This is a genomic window from Plantibacter sp. RU18 (assembly GCF_050613355.1).
Classification (GTDB): Bacteria; Actinomycetota; Actinomycetes; order Actinomycetales; family Microbacteriaceae; genus Plantibacter.
On sequence record NZ_CP159618.1, the window covers coordinates 4124451 to 4142936 of the forward strand.

The window sequence follows — 18486 nt, forward strand, 5'->3', positions numbered from 1 at the left end:
CAGTATGACGGCCACCCGGTGCACACCGGTGGCATGGTGGCCGCTACACCACCGATGTGCACCAACCCGCCGTCACACTCGCGCGGTCGGGATCCAGACACGCATGGTGGACGGACCACGCTCGGCCCATGAATGGTACGGCGCGATCGTCGTGGTGAACGTCTCGCCGTCGACAGCAGCATCGAAGACCTCACGGTAGGGCCACGTACCACCGGCCATGCTTCGAGCGCGGAGCTCGATCGACAGGCGTCCGTCCTCCGTTTCGACGGGCACCACGCCGGTGGCGATCTCGATGCGTCCAAGCGTCTCTGTGCCTCCCGGCAAATCCACCGATTCGACGCAGAAGACCTCCGGCCCTCGCTCGATCGCGACGCTGCCACGGATCGCGTCGATGCGCGGGTCAGGGCTCGTGATGCGCGGACGGACACCGAAGGAGAGCTCGACCACGTCACCTGCGGTGAAGGCCTGCACGACATCGGCGTAGCCCGGCTCGACCGCTCGCTCCTCCACCTGCTCGCCGGCGCTCGTGCGGACACCGAGCCGGGCGTCGTCAGCCCAGGACGGCACACGGATCGACAGGGTCGACGGCCCGGTCGGCGCACCGAGCACCCGGATCGTGACGAGGCCCGACCGCGGGTAGTCGGTGGTCATCTCAGCCAGGAACCGTCCGCCACCGTCGGCGGACGCACCACCCCCGACCGTCACGTCGATCGTTGCGGTCGCGAACTGGTGGATCTGCACACCGACGTCGTCCGTCGTGGCCACGAGAGAAGCCAGGCTCGCGAGTGTCCGCGCCACGTTCGGAGGGCAGCAGGCGACGTCGAACCACGGTGCACGCTCCGAGGAGGATGCACGCGGGGACACCTCGTCATCCGGGCTCGACTCCCCCGGCGTCCGCTGGTGGAGGGTGTTCGCGTAGAAGAACGCCTCACCGTCCGCGGACGGGGAGGTCGCGACGACGTTGTAGAGCACGCGTTCGATGTGGTCGGCGTACCGCACGTCGCGGTCCTCCAGCAGCAGGCGCCAGCTGAACATGATCGACGCGATCCCGGCACAGGTCTCGGAGTACGCGCGATCGGAGGGCAGCTCGAAGTCCTCGCCGAACGCCTCGTCCTGGTGATGTGAACCCTGCCCGCCGGTGATGTAGGTGCGGCGGGCGATCGTGCGGTCCCACTGACCGCGGAGGGCGTCGAGCAGCGTCGAGTCTCCATGCTCCACAGCGATGTCGACGGCGCCGGCCGCGAGGTAGTTGGCGCGCACGGCGTGCCCCCGGAGCGCCTCCGCGTCGCGGATCGGCACGTCGTCCTGGAAGTAGCCACGACCCCACTCGATGTCGGCGAGCACGCCCGTCCCACGCCGCTCGATGAAGAGCGAGGCGAGTTCGAGATAGCGAGACTCACCGGTGACCCGCGCGAGCTCCGCCAGACCGACTTCGACCTCCGCGTGCCCGCAGACCGACTGTATGCCGTCGACACCGAAGACCTCGCAGATGAGGTCGGCTGCTCGGGTCGCGACCGCGAGCAGACCGTCGCCGGCCCCAGGGTTCGTGCGCTCCCGGGCGACGGCTGCCTGGAACAGGTGTCCGAGGCAGTAGAGTTCGTGACCCCACTCGAGGTCTGACCACCGAGGCCCCTGCCCGGCCCGTCCGAACCGGGTGTTCAGGTAGCCGTCCGCCTCCTGCGCGGCTGCGACGCGTGCGACCACCGCACGGAACCGTGCGTCGAGTGCGTCATCGCCACCGAGTCGCCCGATCTCCCAGGCGAGGGCCTCGAGGTACTTGTAGACCTCTGAGTCGGAGAACTCGCGCCCGCGACGGCCCTCGGGAAGCGAGCCGGCGACGGCGAGGTCGAAGTTGCCGAGCCAACCCTCGCGTTCGAGCCAGTGCTCGACGTGTGGCAGCGTCGCCGCCCCGTTCACGCGTTGGCGCTCGGCCCAGAAGCCCTCCGTGATGTGGACCTCGTCGACACCGGACGGACGCAGGGCGCTCATCGTCGGGACGACCGGGGTCATGCTGATGCCCGTCTGGGCGGGCGTGATTCTCGTCGTGGTGGTCATGGTTACCCCTTGAAAGCGCCGGACATGAAGCCGCGCACGTAGTGACGTTGGAGGATGAGGAACAGGAGGATGCACGGCAGCGCGAGCACGACGACGCCCGCCTCGGTCGCGCCGTAGTCGACGACGCCCTGCACCTGCCCGCGAAGGTTGGAGACCGCGAGCGGCAGGGTCATCTTCGACGAGTCGTTGATGAGGATGAGCGGCGCCATGAAATCGTTCCAGGCAGCCAGGAAGGCGAACAGACCGACGGTGATGAGGCCGGGCTTCACCGCAGGGACGAGCACCTTCCAGAGCACGGTCCAGGCGTTGCATCCGTCGACCATCGCGGCCTCGTCCAGCTCCTTCGGAATCGACTCGAACGCGATGCGCATCATGAAGGTGGAGAACGGCAGCTGGAACATCGTCAGGACGAGCGCGACACCGACGAGCGAGTTCGAGAGGCCGACGAGGTTGAGCAGCACGTAGAGCGGGATGAGCAGCGTCGCATACGGGACCATGAGGATCGCGATCGTCGCCAGGAACAGCGCGTTCTTGCCGCGGAACTGGAAGCGCGCGAACGCGTATCCTCCGAAGAGCGAGATCACGAGCGTGAGCAGCACGGTCAGCAGCGAGACGAACAACGAGTTGCCGATGTACTGCAGGATGCCGTCCTGATACCCGGCGAGGGTGATGTAGTTGCCGAGACCCCACCCTTCCGTCTGGTTCGTGCCGGCGAGCGGTGACACCGATCGCACGGCCGTCCACACGAGCGGGTAGAGGAAAATCACGGCGAGCGCTGCAGTGAAGATCCAGAACGGCGTCCGGATGACGATGCCGAAGAAGTTCGTCGGCTTGGCCTCGCGCCCTCGTCCGTGTCCGCGGACATCGGGCATCGTCGAGGTGACGGTGGCCGGTTCGTTTCGGGTGATGGGCATGCTCAGTCCTCGGCCTTCTTGCTGAACGCGCGGATCTGCACGATGTTGATGACGATGAGCGCGGCGAGCACGATGACGGACAGCGCGCCGGCGACACCCAGGTTGTTCTGCCCTTGGAAGGCCACGTTGTAGATGAGCTGCACGACAGTGATGGTGCTGTTGTCGGGACCACCCTTGGTGAGGATGTAGAACTGCTCGAAGGCGAGCAGGGAGCCCGTGACACACATCACGGTCGTCAGCGCGAGTGTCGGTTTCAACAGCGGCACCGTGATGTCGCGGAAGATCTGCCAGCGTGAGGCGCCGTCGATCCGTGCCGCCTCGTACACGTCCTCAGGGATGCCCTGAAGCCCGACGAGCATGAGCAGCATGTAGAAGCCCGCGAAACGCCACACGATGAGGAACACCGTCGACCACAGTGCGGCGTCAGGGGTGCCGAGGAAGGTGAAGCCGAGCGCCTTCGTGAGGTCCGCGAACGGACCGGCGATCGGCGAGTACAGCACATAGAAGAGCAGCGACGCCGAGGCCAGACCGAGGGCACTCGGAATGAGGAACGCGGTCCGGAGGAAGCCCTTCCAGCGGCTCGACTCCTGCACGAGGAGTGCGAGTCCGAGCCCGAGTCCGATGAGGAGCACCGTCGCGATGGCCGTGTACTTCAGCGTGAAGACGACGGAGTCGAGGAAGAAGCGGTTGTCGATCGCCTTCGGGAAGTTGTCGGGGAAGTTCCAGCCCTGGTTGCCGCCGAGCAGCGGCCAGTCGGAGCCCGCCATCTGGAAGACGAGGACGAGCGGGACAAGGAACAGGAAGACGACGAAGACCGCGGTCGGGAGCGCGAACAGCCAACCGGTGCGGGCGTTGCCCGCTCTCCGCCTGCGGGCACCGACGGAGTCCGTCGTGTGCCGTCTCGCGAGGGTGGTACTCATGGGTGGGACCTTTCGAAACGGGAGGTGGGGTGCGCCGCCGAGACCGATGAGGACCGGACGGCGCACCCGTACTGCTGGCTACTGCGAGAGCACGTCCGTGATCGCGTCGTCGTCCGCGTCCACCGTGTCCGTCCCCTCGAGGACGGCGTTGCGCACGAGGGTCAGCCACGGGCTGGTCGGCGAGTTGAAGGCCTCCTGGAAGTTCAGCGAGAAGGGCGTGTCGCCCTTCGCTGCGACTTCGTTGATCGTCACGAGACGCGGGTCCTTGCTCGAGTACTCGTTCTCGGCGAAGTCCGCACGCGAGACGACGTCGCTGTTCTTCGCGAGCACGCCGACCTGGGCGTCCTCGGACATCAGCCAGCTGAGGAAGTTCCACGACTGAGCGGCCTTCTTGCTGTCCTTCGAGTCGCCGATGCCGTCGCCACCGACGAACGTCGAGTCGCCGCCCTTCGGTCCGGGGATGCCGGAGACGCCGACGTCGAACGGGGTGGAGGAGAGCAGCGTCGCGGGGTACGGCATGACGCCGACCTTGCCCTCGGTGAAGCCTGCCGTCCAGGTGGGACCGGCCTCATCCTTCGAGGACGGGAGCACGGCACCGGACTTCCAGAGGTCGGCCCAGGTGCTGTAGACCTCCTTCGCGCCGTCCTCGGCGAGGAGCGACTCGGTACCGTCCTCGTTCATGACCTGCTCGCCGTCGGCCCACACGCTCGGGAACCAGGTGAAGACGAGGCAGCCGCCGCAGTTGAGGCCGGTGGCGGTGCCATAGGTGTCCGGCTTGTTCAACGCCTGCACGGCCTTGGCGTCCTGAGCGAACTCGGCGAGCGTCGTCGGGCCGACCTCCGGGTCGAGGCCGGCCTCCTTGTACAGCTCCTTGTTCCAGAAGAGCATCGAGAGGTCGAGGACGAACGGGAGCACGTGCTCCTTGTTGTCGGAGGTACCCGCCGCGAGGTGGCCCGGGTTGATCTCGTCCTTGAACGACAGCTGGTCGATGTTGGCGGTGAGGTCCTGGAACAGGCCCTGCTCGACCCAGTTCGGGACGTAGACGATGTCGGCCGCGAAGAGGTCGGGGAGGCTGTCGGAACCGGCAGCAGCTCCCACCTTCGCGACGTAGTCGTCGTTCGGGACGACAGTGAGCTTCACCTGGTTCTCGTGCGAGGCGTTGTACGCCTCGACGAGGAGCTTCGCTTGCTTCTCCAGTGGGGCGCGGGTCCAGAGCGTGAGTTCGCTGCCCTCGTCCACACCTTCGGGGCCGGCACTCGCGAGCGGCGTGCTCGAGCCGCCACCGGAGGAACAGGCTGCCAGACCGACGAGCAGCGCGCTCGCCGCCAACACCCCTCCGATCCGCTGCATTCGTCTCGTGTGCGTGCTGCGCATGGTGAACTCCTCTGACTCGTCATTGAGCGGACCGGACCGGTCCGGTCGCGGCGGCGCATGGTAAGATTTCGAAAGCTTCGAAAACCCTTTCGGTAAAGCTAGCCTGCGATCGGGGTAGCGTCAAGATCGAAATCCGGTAACGTTTCCGAAACACGAGGGGGACCATGTCAGACGACGATGTCGCGGGTTCGACCGGAACGACGCCCGGCCGCGCTGCGACGCTGAGCGACGTCGCGCGCATCGCCGGCGTCTCCATCGCCACCGCGTCGAAAGCCGTGAACGGACGGAGCGAGGTCGCCCCGAAGACCCGCCAACGTGTGCTCGACGCCGCGAAGACCCTCTCGTTCACGCCGAACGAGCTCGCCCGCAGCCTGATCAACGGCCGCACCGGCACGGTCGGCCTCCTCACGAGCGACCTCGAGGGTCGCTTCGTCATCCCGATCCTCATGGGCGCCGAGGACGCGTTCGGCGCCGGCCAGGTGAACGTCTTCCTCTGCGATGCGCGCGGCGATGCGATCCGCGAACAGCACCACCTGAACGCGCTGCTCACCCGCCGAGTCGACGGCATCATCGTTGTCGGGCGCACCACCGATCCGAGGCCCTCGCTGGGTCACAAGCTGCCGGTGCCCGTCGTCTACGCCTACGCCCCTTCCGACGATCCCACCGACGTCTCGATCGCGCCCGACAACCGAGACGGTGGGCGGCTCGCCGTCGAACACCTGCTTGCATGCGGACGCAGCCGCATCGCGATGATCACCGGCGAACCGCAGTATGCAGCCGCTCAGGACCGCGCGGCCGGCGTGCAGACCGCGCTGGCGACAGCCGGACTGCAGCTCGTCGGCGCCCCGATGTTCTCGGAGTGGACCGAGCACTGGGGTCGTGACGCCTCCGCGATGCTGCTCGCCCAGTACCCGGAGGTCGACGGCATCATCGCCGGTTCCGATCAGATCGCCCGCGGGGTCCTCGACACCGTGCGCGACCTCGGGCGCGATGTACCGTCCGACGTCGCAGTCGTGAGTTTCGACAACTGGGAGATCCTCGCCACCAACTCCCGACCCGAGCTGTCGACGATCGACGCGAACCTCCAGCAGCTGGGTCGCCTCGCCGCCACCCGCATCTTCGAAGCGATCGAGGGCGTCGAGCCCAAGCGCGGGATCGAGTACCTCCCAGGTCGCCTCGTGATCCGGGGCTCCACCATCCCCCGTCGCTGAACCGCATCGGTCGAGTGACACGACAGCCGCCGACCATCGTCCGGTCGAGCCGTGGACAGCTCAGCAGAACCTTCGGACGACTCAGGGGCGACGCGACGGGGCGACCGGCGGGATGACGACACCGGTCACGACCGCCGCGGTCTTGATGCCGACGCAGAGGCTGATGAAGACCGTCAACGCTGCGGTCACGGCCGAGCCTTCCAACGTCGCGAGGGAGACGAGCCCGACCGTGCCCGGCACGAGCATGAGGAACGCCGGCTGGAAGGTGACATTGGACGGCACCGCAGCCGAGTACCGCTCGACGATCCGGGCGACGACGAAGACGACACCGGCCGTGAGCCCCGTCGCCACCGCGTTCCCGGCGAGCGGCGCGAGCATCACGATGCCCGCATAGGTCAGCGCCATCACGCAGATCGCCAGCAGCGTCAGGGACCGACCTGAGCCGAACGCCATCCCGATCCCGGCCGCGAGCATGACGACCCCGATCCAGGTGAACCAGAGCGGCGGGACCGCCTCCCACCCGACGAGATCCGTGCTGCCACGGACGACCTGACCGACGAGGGCCGTCGAATCCGGGTCGATCGACAAGCCGGTGAGCATCGCCCCGGCCGAGATACCTGCCGCCATGAACGCGAGCACGATGAGCCCGTACATCAGGCGTGCCGAGCCCGTCACGATGTCGGTCGCCGTCAACTCCAGCAGGGCGTTGGTGATGAGCGCGCCGGGCACGAGGATCGCGATCGGGGCGCAGACCGCGAACAGCGGCACCGGACCGAGGTCGATCGCCGACGCGAGCGTCCCCACGAGCGTCGTCGACACGAACGCCGTCACGAAGGGGGCGATGGCGATCGCTCCCCGCCAGCGCCCGAGCAGGGTGATGACGAGGCCGACGACGGCGCCGACGAGCATGGACGCGACGATCGCCCACCAGGGGCAGCGGAACAGCAACGCGAGCCCGCCCGCGAGCAGCAGGTTTCCGAACACCCAGTGCATCGACGCGTGCGGGCGCGGCGTCTCGCGGATCGACTGGACACGGGCCGGCAGGTCGCCGACCGGCCAGTGCCCGAGTTCGAGCTCGCGCATCAGCCGGTTCGCACGGGCCGCCCCGCGGAACGACAACTCGCCGTGCGTGTTACCGACCGCGAGCACCGCCCCCGCGTGCACGTCGTTCACGATGATGAGCTGCGGCAGCACCGAGAAGGCGAGGCCCTCGTCGCCCGATGCGACCGAGGCGCGCTCCAGGGAGTCGCGGACGTCGGTGACGGAGGTGCCGGCGTCGAGCAGCAGGCACCCGAGCGCACTGTACGCGTGCGCAGCGGTCCTGCGGTGCTCCTCGATCGCGGCGTCATCACTCACCCCGCCAACCGTACGCGGTCCGGCTCCCCCCTCCCCAATCACGGGTTCGGGCGCGCCTCTCGCCGGAAGATATCACCGGCGGCGCACCGAGCAGCCCGCTGGGCGTAGCGTTGGCGCATGACCGTCGTCATCGCCTTCCTGGCCAACATCATCGTCGCCATCGCGAAGTCCATCGTCGCCGCCCTCACCGGCTCGGCCTCGATGCTCGCCGAGGCTGCGCACTCCTGGGCCGACGCGGGCAACGAGGTCTTCCTGCTCATCGCCGACAAACGCGCGGACAAGAGCCGCGACACCGCGCACCCGCTCGGCTACGGCCGAGACGCGTACATCTTCTCGCTGTTCGCGGCGTTCGGGGTCTTCACCGTCGGCGCCGTCGTGTCGATCATGCACGGCATCCAGAGCCTGACCGCCCCGGAATCGATGGAGAACTACCCGCTCAGCTATCTGGTGCTCGCCGTCGCGTTCCTGCTCGAGGGGTTCTCCCTGGGCCAGTCGATCCGGGAGGGCAGGCGAACGGCCAAGAAGTACGGTCGCGGCTTCTTCGACTTCGTCCTCAACGGATCGAACACGACCCTCCGATCGGTGTTCTTCGAGGACTCGGCCGCGCTGCTCGGCCTCATCATCGCCGCCGTCGGCATCGGCCTGCACCAGGTGACAGGTGATCCGGCGTGGGACGCGATCGGTTCCATCGCCATCGGCGTCCTGCTCGCGGGCGTCGCGCTGCTGCTGATCAGTCGCAACCGGCGGTACCTGCTGGGCGAGGGGCCCAGGCCCGAGTACCGCGCGCAGACCATCAGGACCTTGCTCGGCCACCCGGAGATCGAGCGCGTCACGGCCCTGTACCTCGAGTTCAGCGGACCGGAGCAGCTCTTCCTCGTGGCATCGGTCGACCTCGTCGGTGACGACCACGAAGACGGCGTGGCCCGCCAACTCCGACGGCTCGAACAGGACCTGGAGCAGGACGAACTCATCGGCAAGGCCGTACTCACCCTGTCGGTGAGCGACGAACCGTCGCTGGCGAGCTGACCTCAGGACCGGAGCCGTGCCAGCGCAGACTCCGACAACGGCGTGCCGGTCTGCTTCGCCGCGTACAGTGCCGCTCCGACGGCCGGCCCGAACATCGGGCTCCGCAGCTCGTACCCGCACGGCCGCGCCAGGAGGGCGTCCTCGAAGCCGGACCGGATCGGGTCGGCCGTGAACATGCCGCCCGAGTACGACACCGGGACCCGGCCGTCGTCCGGGAAACCGAGTTCGATCCGCGTCGCGTCGACGATGCCGACCAGCTCGTCGCACGCGTCCCTCAGGATCTGCGCTGCGACGAGGTCGCCGGCGGCCGAAGCCTCGACCACGGTCTTCGAGAGGTCCGCGATCGCCCCCCGGCGACCCTGCCAGCCGTTCATGACGACATCGATCACGTCGAGGTCGCTCGTGACCCCCGTCCGTGTTCGGATGCTGTCGTAGAGCGGGCCGCGAGCGAGGCGACCGTCACTCATCCGGGTGAAGGCGTTCAGGCCTCTGGCGGCGATCCAGTATGCCGAGCCCTCATCGCCGAACAACTCGCTCCAACCGCCGACCCGGTGGCCACGACCGTCAAGCTCGCCATAGGTCATCGACCCGGTGCCGCTGATGACGTTGATCCCGTCCTCGGCCCCCAATGAACCGGCCCACCCGCACACCATGTCGTTGTCGCAGGAGTACCTCCCGTGGCCGTGCACCTCGCCCGGTACGGCGTCGAGGCGGCCCATGTCTGCACTCACCTCGCCGTACCCGGGCAGCCCGAAGAACGCCCGGTCGATGTCGCTCGGGCTGATGCCCGCTCGCGCGCCGACCTCGGCGACCCCCTGCGTCAGGATGCGCCCGACGAGTTCGATACCGGTCGTGAAGTAGTAGCAACTGGCGGTCTGCGCCTCCGCGATGATGCGGCCGGTGTCGTCGAGCAGGAGGAATGCGGTCTTGGATCCTCCGCCGTCCACCCCGAGGTAGAGACTCACCGCGAGCGCCCCGGACCGCCGACCGGCGGGGAGGCGACGGGGTGGATCCGGACGCCCTGCACCACACGGTTCACGGTGCCTCCGGGGAACGGGTTGTCGGGGGTAGCGCCGAGACCGAGCGAGAACGACAGCCCCAGGAGCTGCGCCACGACCACGTACGCCGCGGCGAGGAAGGCGTCGTCGACGCCCGCCAGTTCGGACAGGACCCAGGACTCGTCGGCGTCGGGCAGCGGCTCCGGGGAGATCACGACGACGCGCTCCGGCGGCAGGGTCGCCCGCAGTTCTGTGACGATGTCGAGGTCGTACAGCTTCGTGTAGGGGTCCGCGGAGACGTACACGACGACCAGGGTGCTGTCGTCGAGGGCAGCCTTCGGCCCGTGTCTGAACCCCAGCGCGGAGTCGTAATAGGTGACCACCGCGCCGGCGGTGAGTTCGAGGAGCTTGAGCGCGGATTCGCGGGCCAAGCCCGTGAGCGAGCCGCTCCCGATGTACACCACCCGTTCGCACCCGGCGCCGGCGAGCGCCCGGATCGAGTCCTGTCGCTCGTCGAGGATCCGTGAAGCAGCTGTGGCGACGGCTTCGACGGCGGTATCGTCCGGGCCGCCGAGGATCAGCAGCGCCGAGAGGAGCATGGACGTGAAGCTCGACGTCATCGCGAACCCCTCGTCGTTCGAGCGCGCCGGCATCAGGACGGTCCTGGACCCCGGACGACCGTGGTGCTGTGCGAACAGGGCACCGCTCGCGTCGCAGGTGAGGATGAGATGACCGACACTCGTGAGCGACTGGTCGGCCAGAGCGGTCGCGGCGGTGCTCTCGGGGCTGTTGCCGGACCGCGCGAACGACACGAGCAGGGTGGGGATGTCCTCGGCGAAGGCGTCCCGCGGGTTGGAGACGATGTCCGTCGTGGCGACGGCTTCGACCCGCCGACCGAGCAGCCGGGACAGGGCCGGGGCGGCGATCTCACCGATGAACGCCGAGGTTCCAGCGCCGGTCAGGACGATCCTCAGATCGTCGAGCGCGAGGAGGGGCTCGAGGAACGCGTCGATCGCAGCCTGCTCGGCCGCGATGTTGGACGCTGCCTCCCGCCAGACATCCGGCTGTTGGGAGATCTCGCGGACAGTGGCTTCCGAACCGACGAACGTGGCATCGGACAAGGTGACCTCCAGGGGTCGAGATCGGGATGGTGATGCGGTCGATGACCGTGGGACGAGTGGAGGGCCTGAGCGCTCCGTGTCGAGACGCGTCATCCCTCAGCCCTTCAGGCCGGAGAAGGACATCGTCGCGACGAACTGCTTCTGTGCGAACAGGAAGAACACGATGAGCGGGAGCGTGGCGACGACGTTGCCTGCCATGAGCAGCGCCCAGTCCGTGCGCCTGGCGCCCTGGAAGTTCGTGATGCCGAGCTGGAGCGTGAACACCTGGTCGTTGTTGATCGCGATGAGCGGCCAGACGAGGTCGTTCCAGGAGCCGAGCAGCGTGAAGATCGCGAGCGTCGCGAGCGCCGGTTTCGCCAGCGGGAGGATGACGCGGAAGAACACCTGCAGCCGGGTGCACCCGTCGATGAGCGCCGCCTCCTCGAGCTCCGCGGGCAGCGACAGGAAGAACTGCCGCATGAGGAAGATCCCGAACGCCGAGGCGAGCCAGGGCACGATAGCCGCACCCAGGCTGTCGATGAGACCGAGCCGGGAGAACAGGATGTAGGTCGGGATCATCAGGAGCTGCGTCGGGATCATGATCGTCGCGACGATCATGAGGAAGCCCATCGTCCTGCCGCGGAACTTCAGCCGGGCGAAGCCGTAGCCGGCGAGCGAACAGAGTACGAGGTGGGAGGCGATCGCGACGGTCGAGACGATGACCGTGTTGCCGAGCCACAACAGGATGTCCGATTCCGCGAACAGCTTGGCGAACCCGTCGAAGGTGATGTGGGTCGGCAGGATCCTCGGCGGGAAGGTGTTGATCTCCGATTCCGGCGTGACCGAGGTGACGAACATCTGCACGAACGGGATGACGAAGACGACCGCGATGGGTACGAGGACGAGATGCCACAGACTGAACCTGCGTCGCGGCCGACGACTGAGCGGCTGTCGCCGCGGGACGGCCGCGCCGGACAGCGGGGAGTCCGGTGCGTCCCGGTGGGCTGGGGTCTGGATCGTGGTCATCAGAATGCCTCCACATTGGAACGGCGGGAGTAGAGGACGACACCGATCGTGCAGAGCAGGGTCACGGCGAACAGGCCGTAGGCGACCGCTGAACCGTAACCGAACTGGAGTTGCTTGAACGCCGCGTCCCACAGGTAGTAGACGATGGTCTGCGTCGCCCCGAGCGGCCCGCCCCTGGTGGTCGTGTAGACGAGGTCGAACAGCTGGATCGCCTGGATGAACTGCCAGATCGCCACGAACACCGTCACCGGGGCCAGGTGGGGGAAGGTCACCTTCCAGAAGGACTGCCAGGCGTTCGCGCCGTCGATCCTGGCCGCTTCGAGGAGTTCGGACGGGATGTCCTGCAAGGCCGCGAGGTAGATCACCGTCGTGAAGGCCGCCTGTCCCCACAACGACATGATCGTGATGACGACCATCGCCTGCCCCTGATCCTCCAGCCACCCCTGAGCCGGGATGCCGAGGAACCGGAGGATGGTGTTGAGGAGACCGAACTGCGGGTTGAAGAGGTACGTCGTGAGGATGCCGGTGGCGGCCGCGGAGGCGACGAACGGGACGAAGATCGCGGTGCGATAGATCCCGATGAAACGGATGCGCCGGTTGAGAGCGACGGCGAGGAACAGTCCGAGACCGAGCGAGGCGGGCACGAAGAGCAGCGTGTAGACGACGGTGTGCATCACGGCGGCCTGCAACTCGTCGTTGCCGATCATGTCCGCGTAGTTCGCCAGCCCGACCTGCTCGGCTTCCCCGAATCCGTCCCACTTCTGCAGCGAGAGGAAGAACGCCCAGATGGCGGGGAAGATCGAGAGGCCGAGCACGACGACCATCGCCGGCGCGACGAAGCCCCAGCCGGTGATCGTGTCCCGCAGCCTCACCGGTCGGCGGCGCTCCTGGGACCCGTCGGTCCGGGGAGCGCGACGCGGGGCGACGGTGGTCATCAGTCGTCTGCCAATGCGGCGTCTGCCGCTTTCGCCGCATCTTCGAGCGCCTGCTTCGGATCGCCCTGCCCCTGCAACACCTCGGAGATCGCCTTGCCGATCGCCTCGGACAGCCCGACGTACCCGGGGAGCGTCGGCCTCGCCTGCTTGGCGTTGGCCCCGTTCTCCGCCATGACGTCGAGACCGGGCAGCTCGACCGCAACGGGAGGTTGCCGTAGGCGACGTTCCAGCGGAGGTCCTGCTCGGGTTCCGTCAGCCACTTCGTGAACTCGTACGCCCAGTACTCCCGGTTCTTGTCCTTGTGGTCGAACAAGGCCCACACGTCGGGTCCCGACACGGTCTGGTGGTCGCCATCGGTCCCCGGCAGCGTCGTGACCCCGTACTTCGTGCCCTTGGTCTTCAGATCCGACAGCTGCCACGGTCCGGAGGTGATCATGCCGATGCGGTCACTCGCGAAGAGGGCGCCGAACTTGGTGTCGGTCTGATCGAGGTAGACGCTCTTGTCCTCGACGGCGAGGTCGCGCAGGTACGTCAGCGCGTCGACGCCGGCGGAGGATGCGAACTCGGCCTTCGTGCCGTCATCCGAGATGATCGAGCCGCCGTTCTGCCAGAGGTGCGGCCAGAACTGCCAGGTGGTCTCCTCGCTCCCGGAGACCGAGTAGGCGTAGCCGTACGTGTTCGTCGCCGGGTCGGTCAGCTGCTTGGCCGCGGCACGGAAGTCGTCCCAGTCCCAGTCGGCCGTCGGGTACTCGACGCCGGCCGCGTCGAACACCGTCGTGTTGTACAGGAGGGAGATGTTGTCGACGACGGCCGGGAACCCGATCGTCTTCTTCCCTGAGGGCTGCACCGTCTCGCGCGCGGCCTCGGAGAACTCGTCCCACTTCACGTCCGGTTCGGCCACCTGATCGGTGATGTCGAGAGTGCGATCGGACCCTTCGAGCCGGCTGGCCCAGGAGCCGAACGCGTAGGAGATGTCGGGGTAGTTGCCGCCGGCGAAGCTCGCGGAGAGCTTCTGCAGCAGGTCCTCGGTGGACGGAGCCCCCGAGGACACGTCGATCGTCACGTTCGGGTGCAGCTCCTCGAACTCGTCGACGAGCCCCGTGAGGATCTTCTGGGCGGCATCGGCCTGGCCGGTCCAGAAGGTGAGTTTCACCGGCGCATCCTCATCGAGTGTCGTCGCGCCGCTCGGGCTTCCGGCGCAACCAGAGAGGACGAGGGCACCGGCGGCGATCACGGCGGCCGCCGCGGCGACACGGTTCCGTCGGGTCCGGCCGCTGCCGGCGTGGCGGACGGATGGGCTGATCGTGGAACTGGGCGAGAACATCGGTGGTCTTCTCCTGAAGTCGATCGGTCGTGGATGGTGGCTGGTGCAGGCGACGGCTCAGAGCTCGTCGACGGGGATGATGCGACGCAGTGGTTCCGGGAGCAGCTCGCCGTGGGCTTCGACGAGTTCGTTGCACAGCTGCCAGATCTCGGCCGGCGTCAGCGTCGATGAGGCGTTCGGATCCATCAGGACCGCCTGGCGGATGAGACGGGGGTCTCCCGTCCGCGCCGCCTCGACGGTGAGTTCCGCGACCGAGACGTACGGGCGGTTGAGCGCCGCGCACTGCACAGGGAGCGCGCCGACCGGGAGCGGGGTGATCCCGTCAGCGTCGACGCGGACCGGCACCTCGACCACCGCGCCCTGCGGGAGGTTGTCGATGAGGCCGCGGTTCACGACGTTGCCGTGGATGACACGGGATTGGCCGGTCACGAGGGAGTGGATGAGCTGCGGGGCATACTCGCTCGCCTCGTCTTCGAGGGCCAAGGGGGTCCCGGCAGCCAGGGCGGCCTTGGTCGCTGCGAACTCGGCGACGTTCGCCTCGCTGATGCCGAGGTATTCCAGGGGCTGCAGACGGAAGCGCTCCACCTGCTCGGGAGACCGGAGGAACCAGGAGAGGTACTCCGAGGAGTGCTCGCTCGTCTCGGTCGGGTAGAAGCCGATACGCCGGAACATCTCGACTCGGACGCGACGCGACAGTTCGGGGTCGTTCCGGATTCGCTCGCGCAGCAGGGGGTAGAGGTCCTGCCCGTTGTGGCTCCATTCGAGGAGCCACGACTGGTGGTTGACGCCGGCCGCCCGGTAGTGGGTCTCCTCGACCGGGACACCGAGCAGCGCGCACAGGTCGTTGACGGTCCAGTAGACGCTGTGGCACAGACCGATCGTGCTGATGTCCGGGGCGACGACGGACGCCCACCACACGTTCATCGCCATCGGGTTGGTGTAGTTGAGGAGGTGGGCGTTCGGGCAGATCTCGCGCATGTCGGCGGTGAGGGCTGTCAGCAGCGGGAAGGTGCGCAGCGCGCGGAACACGCCTCCGATGCCGGTCGTGTCGCCGATGGTCTGGAGGAGGCCGTGCCGTGCCGGGATCTCGAGGTCGTCGATGGTGGAGCGGATCCCGCCCACCTGCACCATGTTGATGACGAAGTCGGCGCCCTCGAGCGCGCGGCGGCGGTCACGCTGAGCGGAGACGACCGCTTGCGCTCCCAGGCGTTCGTTCACCTGGCGTGCGGTGCCCTCGGCGACATCGAGTCGTTCCTGTTCGATGTCGTGCAGCACGATCTCGAGCCCGCCCAGTTCGGGAAAGCGGAGCAGGTCGGCGATGAGTTGGCGGGTGAAGACGACGCTGCCTGCACCGATGAAAGTCACTCGTGTCATGCCGCAATACTCGACTACAGTGATCGAATCGACCAAGGAAACGATCAGTAATCGCTTCAGACGCGCAGTTCTTCTGAGCGTTTGAGGCGAGCAGTGTTCGGAGAGGATTGACGACATGCGCGGAACCGCATCGACCGAGCGGCCAGGACACGCGTCGTCCGGCAAGCGGAGCCAACGCATGCGCGGCATCCTCGCGCTCCTGTCCGCAGACGACGGCGTGGTGTCCATCGCCGAGTTCACCGATCGACTCGGGGTCTCGGCACCGACCGTGCGCCGCGACCTCGCGGACCTCGAGGACCTCGGACTCCTGCTGCGCACCCACGGCGGCGCCCGATCGAACGATCAACGGGCCGAGATCCCCGTGCGGTTCCGGGACATGCAGTTCCGTGAGGCGAAGCGGCGCATCGCGGTCAAGGTCGCCGAGATGATCCCGGCTGGCCCCTATGCGATCGCGCTGAGCGGCGGGACGACCACCGGGGCGGTGGCGAGGGAACTGGCCGGGCGGCCTCAGCTCACCATCGTGACGAACTCCCTGACGACCGCGACCGAGATCGCGTCCCGGCCGAACCTCCAGGTCATCATGACCGGAGGTCTCGTGCGCTCATCGTCGTTCGAGGCGGTCGGCGTGCTGGCGGAGAACACCTTCGGTGCCATCAACGTCGGTACGGCGGTCCTCGGCACCGACGGCATCAGTGCGCTCGGCGGTGCCACCACCCACGATGAGCGCGAAGCGCGGACCAACCTCGCGATGGTCTCGCATGCGCAGCGCGTCATCGTCGTCGCTGACGGCTCGAAGGTCGGTCGGGTCACGCTGGCCCGCATGGCCGAGCTCGGTCAGATCCACGACCTCGTGACCGACTCCTCAGCCGACCCGCTGGAGCTCGAACGACTGGCAGCAGCCGACATCGCAGTGCACGTCGTCGAACACGATCACCCCTGAACCAACCGGGATCGAGCCGGCCGGGATCGCCCGGCTTCGACGGAGGGTGCGACGGCGTTCACGCCATGCAGGGCGCCCATTCCTGATTCGACAGCTCGCGCTGCTCCTGCTCGGTCTCGACGAGCCAGCCCGTCTTCGTGGCACCGCGGTACTGACCGCTCACGAGGTCGGCGCACCAGGAGCGGCCGTCGAACGCCCAGCGGACGAAACTCGCTTCGCTTCCCTTGCGGAGGAGTGGGCGTTCGCGTTCTGCCTGAATCATGGATTCCGTCTCGACTCGTGCTGACATATCTTTCCACCGTACCGAGGAATGACACCGCTGGCCAGGGATCTTGTGATTCCCAGCCGTTTGCCCGACAATGCGCGGATTGTCCCGCCGCACCGACACCGAGCCCGTCAAGGTGCCCTCCAAGCCGCTGGGACGTCGCATGTGCAGAGTGCTGATTCCGGCGTTTGATTCCGACATCATGCACATTCTGCCGCCCGCGGCGGCTGAGTAGGGTTGCCGCAACCCGCACCTCTCCCGCCTCATCCCCCACCTCTGGAGACCACCATGGCTCGCATGGCACACGCAGACGACTTCGCCCTGTCCCGCGTCCGTCCCGACGCACAGAAACCCTGGTTCGGAATCGCCGTCCAGCGATTCGGTCAGGTGTCGGCACTGTCCCAGTTCCTCCTCGGCGCCACCCTCGGCTACAGCATGACCTTCGGCGAGGCCTTCCTCGCCCTCCTCCTCGGCTCGATCATCCTCGAGGTGATCATGTGCATCGTCGGCATCATCGGCCAGAAGGAAGGGCTCAACACCGCCCTCCTCGCCAGGTGGACCGGTTTCGGCGAGGTCGGCGCATCCCTCGTCGGCCTCGCGATCGGCATCAGCCTCATCGGCTGGTTCGGCATCCAGAGCGCGATCTCCGCAGAGTCGCTCGACGCCCTGCTGCCCGGGTTCATGCCGATCTGGGCGTGGAGCCTCATCTTCGGCCTGGCCGTCACGGCGATCGTCGCGTTCGGCTTCAAGGGCATGCAGTGGCTCGCGAACATCACCGTGCCCCTGTTCCTCATCCTCGTCGGCTGGTCGATCATCAGCGAACTCGGCAAACACGACTTCGTGGAGCTCGTCACCGGCCCGGCACCCGGCCCGACCATGAGCGTCTGGGCCGGCACCGGCATCGTCGCGGGTGGTCTGATCGTGGGGGCGATCATCACGGCCGACATGACCCGCTTCAACCGTTCGCGCGCAGACGTCATCAAGCAGACGGTCGTCGGTGTCTCCCTCGGGGAGTTCGTCATCGGGCTCTCGGGTGTGCTCCTCGCCCACGCCGCCGCGTCGGGCAACGTCGTCGCGATCGTCACCTCCTCGGTCGGCCTCATCGGGCTCATCATCGTCATCACCGGCACCCTGAAGATCAACGACTGGAACCTGTACTCCTCCTCGCTCGGCCTCGTGAACTTCATCTCCACCGCCTTCGGGAAGAACCTCAACCGGGTGACCACGACCATCGTCCTCGGCGTCGTCGGCTCGATCCTCGCCGCCGTCGGTATCCTCGGCCAGTTCTCCGCCTTCCTGATCATCCTCGGCGTCGCGTTCCCGCCCATCGCGGGCATCATGGTCGCCGAGTACTTCATCGTGCGGCGCTGGCGCGGTGAACTGGACGCGACTCGGGCCTCGGGGCGGCTCCCGGCGACGGCGCCCCGTATCGTCCCCGCGACCATCATCATCTGGGCCGTCTCCGCGATCACCGGCTACTTCGTCACCTGGGGCATCCCCGCCATCCTGTCGCTGGTCCTCTCGATGGTGCTGTACATCGCCGCCGGCAAGCTCGGCTGGGTGCGCGGTGTCGGAGTCGCCCACACGACGCAGGCGGCGGTCGACGAGCCGACCGAAGCCGCGACCCGCTCCTCGAACTGATCCACTGCTCCAACAGAAAGCGAACCC

The 18486-nt window shown here is 67.5% G+C and carries 16 protein-coding genes and 1 pseudogene; 4 read left to right on the top strand and 13 right to left on the bottom strand.

Annotated features, from left to right (window positions below):
• Window positions 1-72: 72 nt before the first annotated feature.
• From ABMA10_RS19625 to ABMA10_RS19640, 4 genes are all read right to left on the bottom strand, one after another.
• On the bottom strand, window positions 73-2055 hold the full coding sequence (locus ABMA10_RS19625; RefSeq protein ID WP_431030880.1) for a glycoside hydrolase family 127 protein: 1983 nt from the start codon (window positions 2053-2055) through the stop codon (window positions 73-75).
• Between the two features lie 2 nt (window positions 2056-2057).
• Window positions 2058-2969 carry a carbohydrate ABC transporter permease gene (locus ABMA10_RS19630; RefSeq protein WP_347867734.1) on the bottom strand — a complete coding sequence of 304 codons (912 nt, stop codon included), beginning with the start codon at window positions 2967-2969 and terminating at the stop codon, window positions 2058-2060.
• Between the two features lie 2 nt (window positions 2970-2971).
• A complete protein-coding gene (locus tag ABMA10_RS19635) occupies window positions 2972-3889 on the bottom strand; it encodes a carbohydrate ABC transporter permease (RefSeq protein WP_347867735.1) in 918 nt (305 codons plus the stop codon).
• Between the two features lie 78 nt (window positions 3890-3967).
• A complete protein-coding gene (locus ABMA10_RS19640) occupies window positions 3968-5263 on the bottom strand; it encodes an ABC transporter substrate-binding protein (RefSeq protein WP_431030881.1) in 1296 nt (431 codons plus the stop codon).
• 164 nt (window positions 5264-5427) lie between these two features.
• On the opposite strand from ABMA10_RS19640, the gene ABMA10_RS19645 reads away from it, so the two are divergent.
• Window positions 5428-6474, top strand: coding sequence for a LacI family DNA-binding transcriptional regulator (locus ABMA10_RS19645; protein WP_347867737.1), 1047 nt, complete (start codon window positions 5428-5430; stop codon window positions 6472-6474).
• A gap of 81 nt (window positions 6475-6555) precedes the next feature.
• Here ABMA10_RS19645 and ABMA10_RS19650 read toward each other — a convergent pair whose 3' ends face one another.
• On the bottom strand, window positions 6556-7830 hold the full coding sequence (locus tag ABMA10_RS19650) for a threonine/serine ThrE exporter family protein (protein WP_347867738.1): 1275 nt from the start codon (window positions 7828-7830) through the stop codon (window positions 6556-6558).
• Between the two features lie 117 nt (window positions 7831-7947).
• Here ABMA10_RS19650 and ABMA10_RS19655 point away from each other — a divergent pair, with 117 nt between their 5' ends.
• Window positions 7948-8856 (top strand): cation diffusion facilitator family transporter, encoded by a 909-nt coding sequence (locus ABMA10_RS19655; RefSeq protein ID WP_347867739.1) that lies wholly within the window; start codon window positions 7948-7950, stop codon window positions 8854-8856.
• Between the two features lie 2 nt (window positions 8857-8858).
• On the opposite strand, the gene ABMA10_RS19660 is transcribed toward ABMA10_RS19655, so the two are convergent.
• The 7 genes and pseudogenes from ABMA10_RS19660 to ABMA10_RS19690 all read right to left on the bottom strand — a co-directional run bounded on the left by ABMA10_RS19660 (window position 8859) and on the right by ABMA10_RS19690 (window position 15613).
• Window positions 8859-9821 (bottom strand): N-acetylglucosamine kinase, encoded by a 963-nt coding sequence (locus tag ABMA10_RS19660; RefSeq protein WP_347867740.1) that lies wholly within the window; start codon window positions 9819-9821, stop codon window positions 8859-8861.
• Window positions 9818-10975, bottom strand: coding sequence for an SIS domain-containing protein (locus tag ABMA10_RS19665; protein ID WP_431030882.1), 1158 nt, complete (start codon window positions 10973-10975; stop codon window positions 9818-9820). The genes ABMA10_RS19660 and ABMA10_RS19665 overlap by 4 nt, the downstream gene beginning before the upstream one ends.
• Window positions 10976-11071: 96 nt before the next feature.
• Entirely contained in the window at window positions 11072-11980 is a 909-nt protein-coding gene (locus ABMA10_RS19670; protein ID WP_347867766.1) for a carbohydrate ABC transporter permease, read from the bottom strand.
• Entirely contained in the window at window positions 11980-12915 is a 936-nt protein-coding gene (locus ABMA10_RS19675; RefSeq protein WP_347867742.1) for a carbohydrate ABC transporter permease, read from the bottom strand. The genes ABMA10_RS19670 and ABMA10_RS19675 overlap by 1 nt, the downstream gene beginning before the upstream one ends.
• Window positions 12915-13175, bottom strand: coding sequence for a hypothetical protein (locus ABMA10_RS19680; protein WP_347867743.1), 261 nt, complete (start codon window positions 13173-13175; stop codon window positions 12915-12917). The genes ABMA10_RS19675 and ABMA10_RS19680 overlap by 1 nt, the downstream gene beginning before the upstream one ends.
• Window positions 13154-14239, bottom strand: a pseudogene (locus ABMA10_RS19685) (extracellular solute-binding protein); the annotation flags it as partial. The gene ABMA10_RS19680 and the pseudogene ABMA10_RS19685, both read right to left, overlap by 22 nt.
• Before the next feature lie 57 nt (window positions 14240-14296).
• Window positions 14297-15613 carry an alpha-glucosidase/alpha-galactosidase gene (locus ABMA10_RS19690; RefSeq protein ID WP_347867744.1) on the bottom strand — a complete coding sequence of 439 codons (1317 nt, stop codon included), beginning with the start codon at window positions 15611-15613 and terminating at the stop codon, window positions 14297-14299.
• Between the two features lie 115 nt (window positions 15614-15728).
• Here ABMA10_RS19690 and ABMA10_RS19695 point away from each other — a divergent pair, with 115 nt between their 5' ends.
• Window positions 15729-16553, top strand: coding sequence for a DeoR/GlpR family DNA-binding transcription regulator (locus tag ABMA10_RS19695; RefSeq protein ID WP_431030883.1), 825 nt, complete (start codon window positions 15729-15731; stop codon window positions 16551-16553).
• Between the two features lie 58 nt (window positions 16554-16611).
• Here the strand turns inward: ABMA10_RS19695 and ABMA10_RS19700 are convergent, their stop codons facing one another.
• Entirely contained in the window at window positions 16612-16842 is a 231-nt protein-coding gene (locus ABMA10_RS19700; RefSeq protein WP_431030884.1) for a hypothetical protein, read from the bottom strand.
• Window positions 16843-17106: 264 nt separating this feature from the next.
• Here ABMA10_RS19700 and ABMA10_RS19705 point away from each other — a divergent pair, with 264 nt between their 5' ends.
• Window positions 17107-18459, top strand: a complete 1353-nt coding sequence (locus ABMA10_RS19705; RefSeq protein ID WP_347867747.1) for a purine-cytosine permease family protein — start codon at window positions 17107-17109, stop codon at window positions 18457-18459.
• The last annotated feature ends 27 nt before the right edge of the window (window positions 18460-18486 follow it).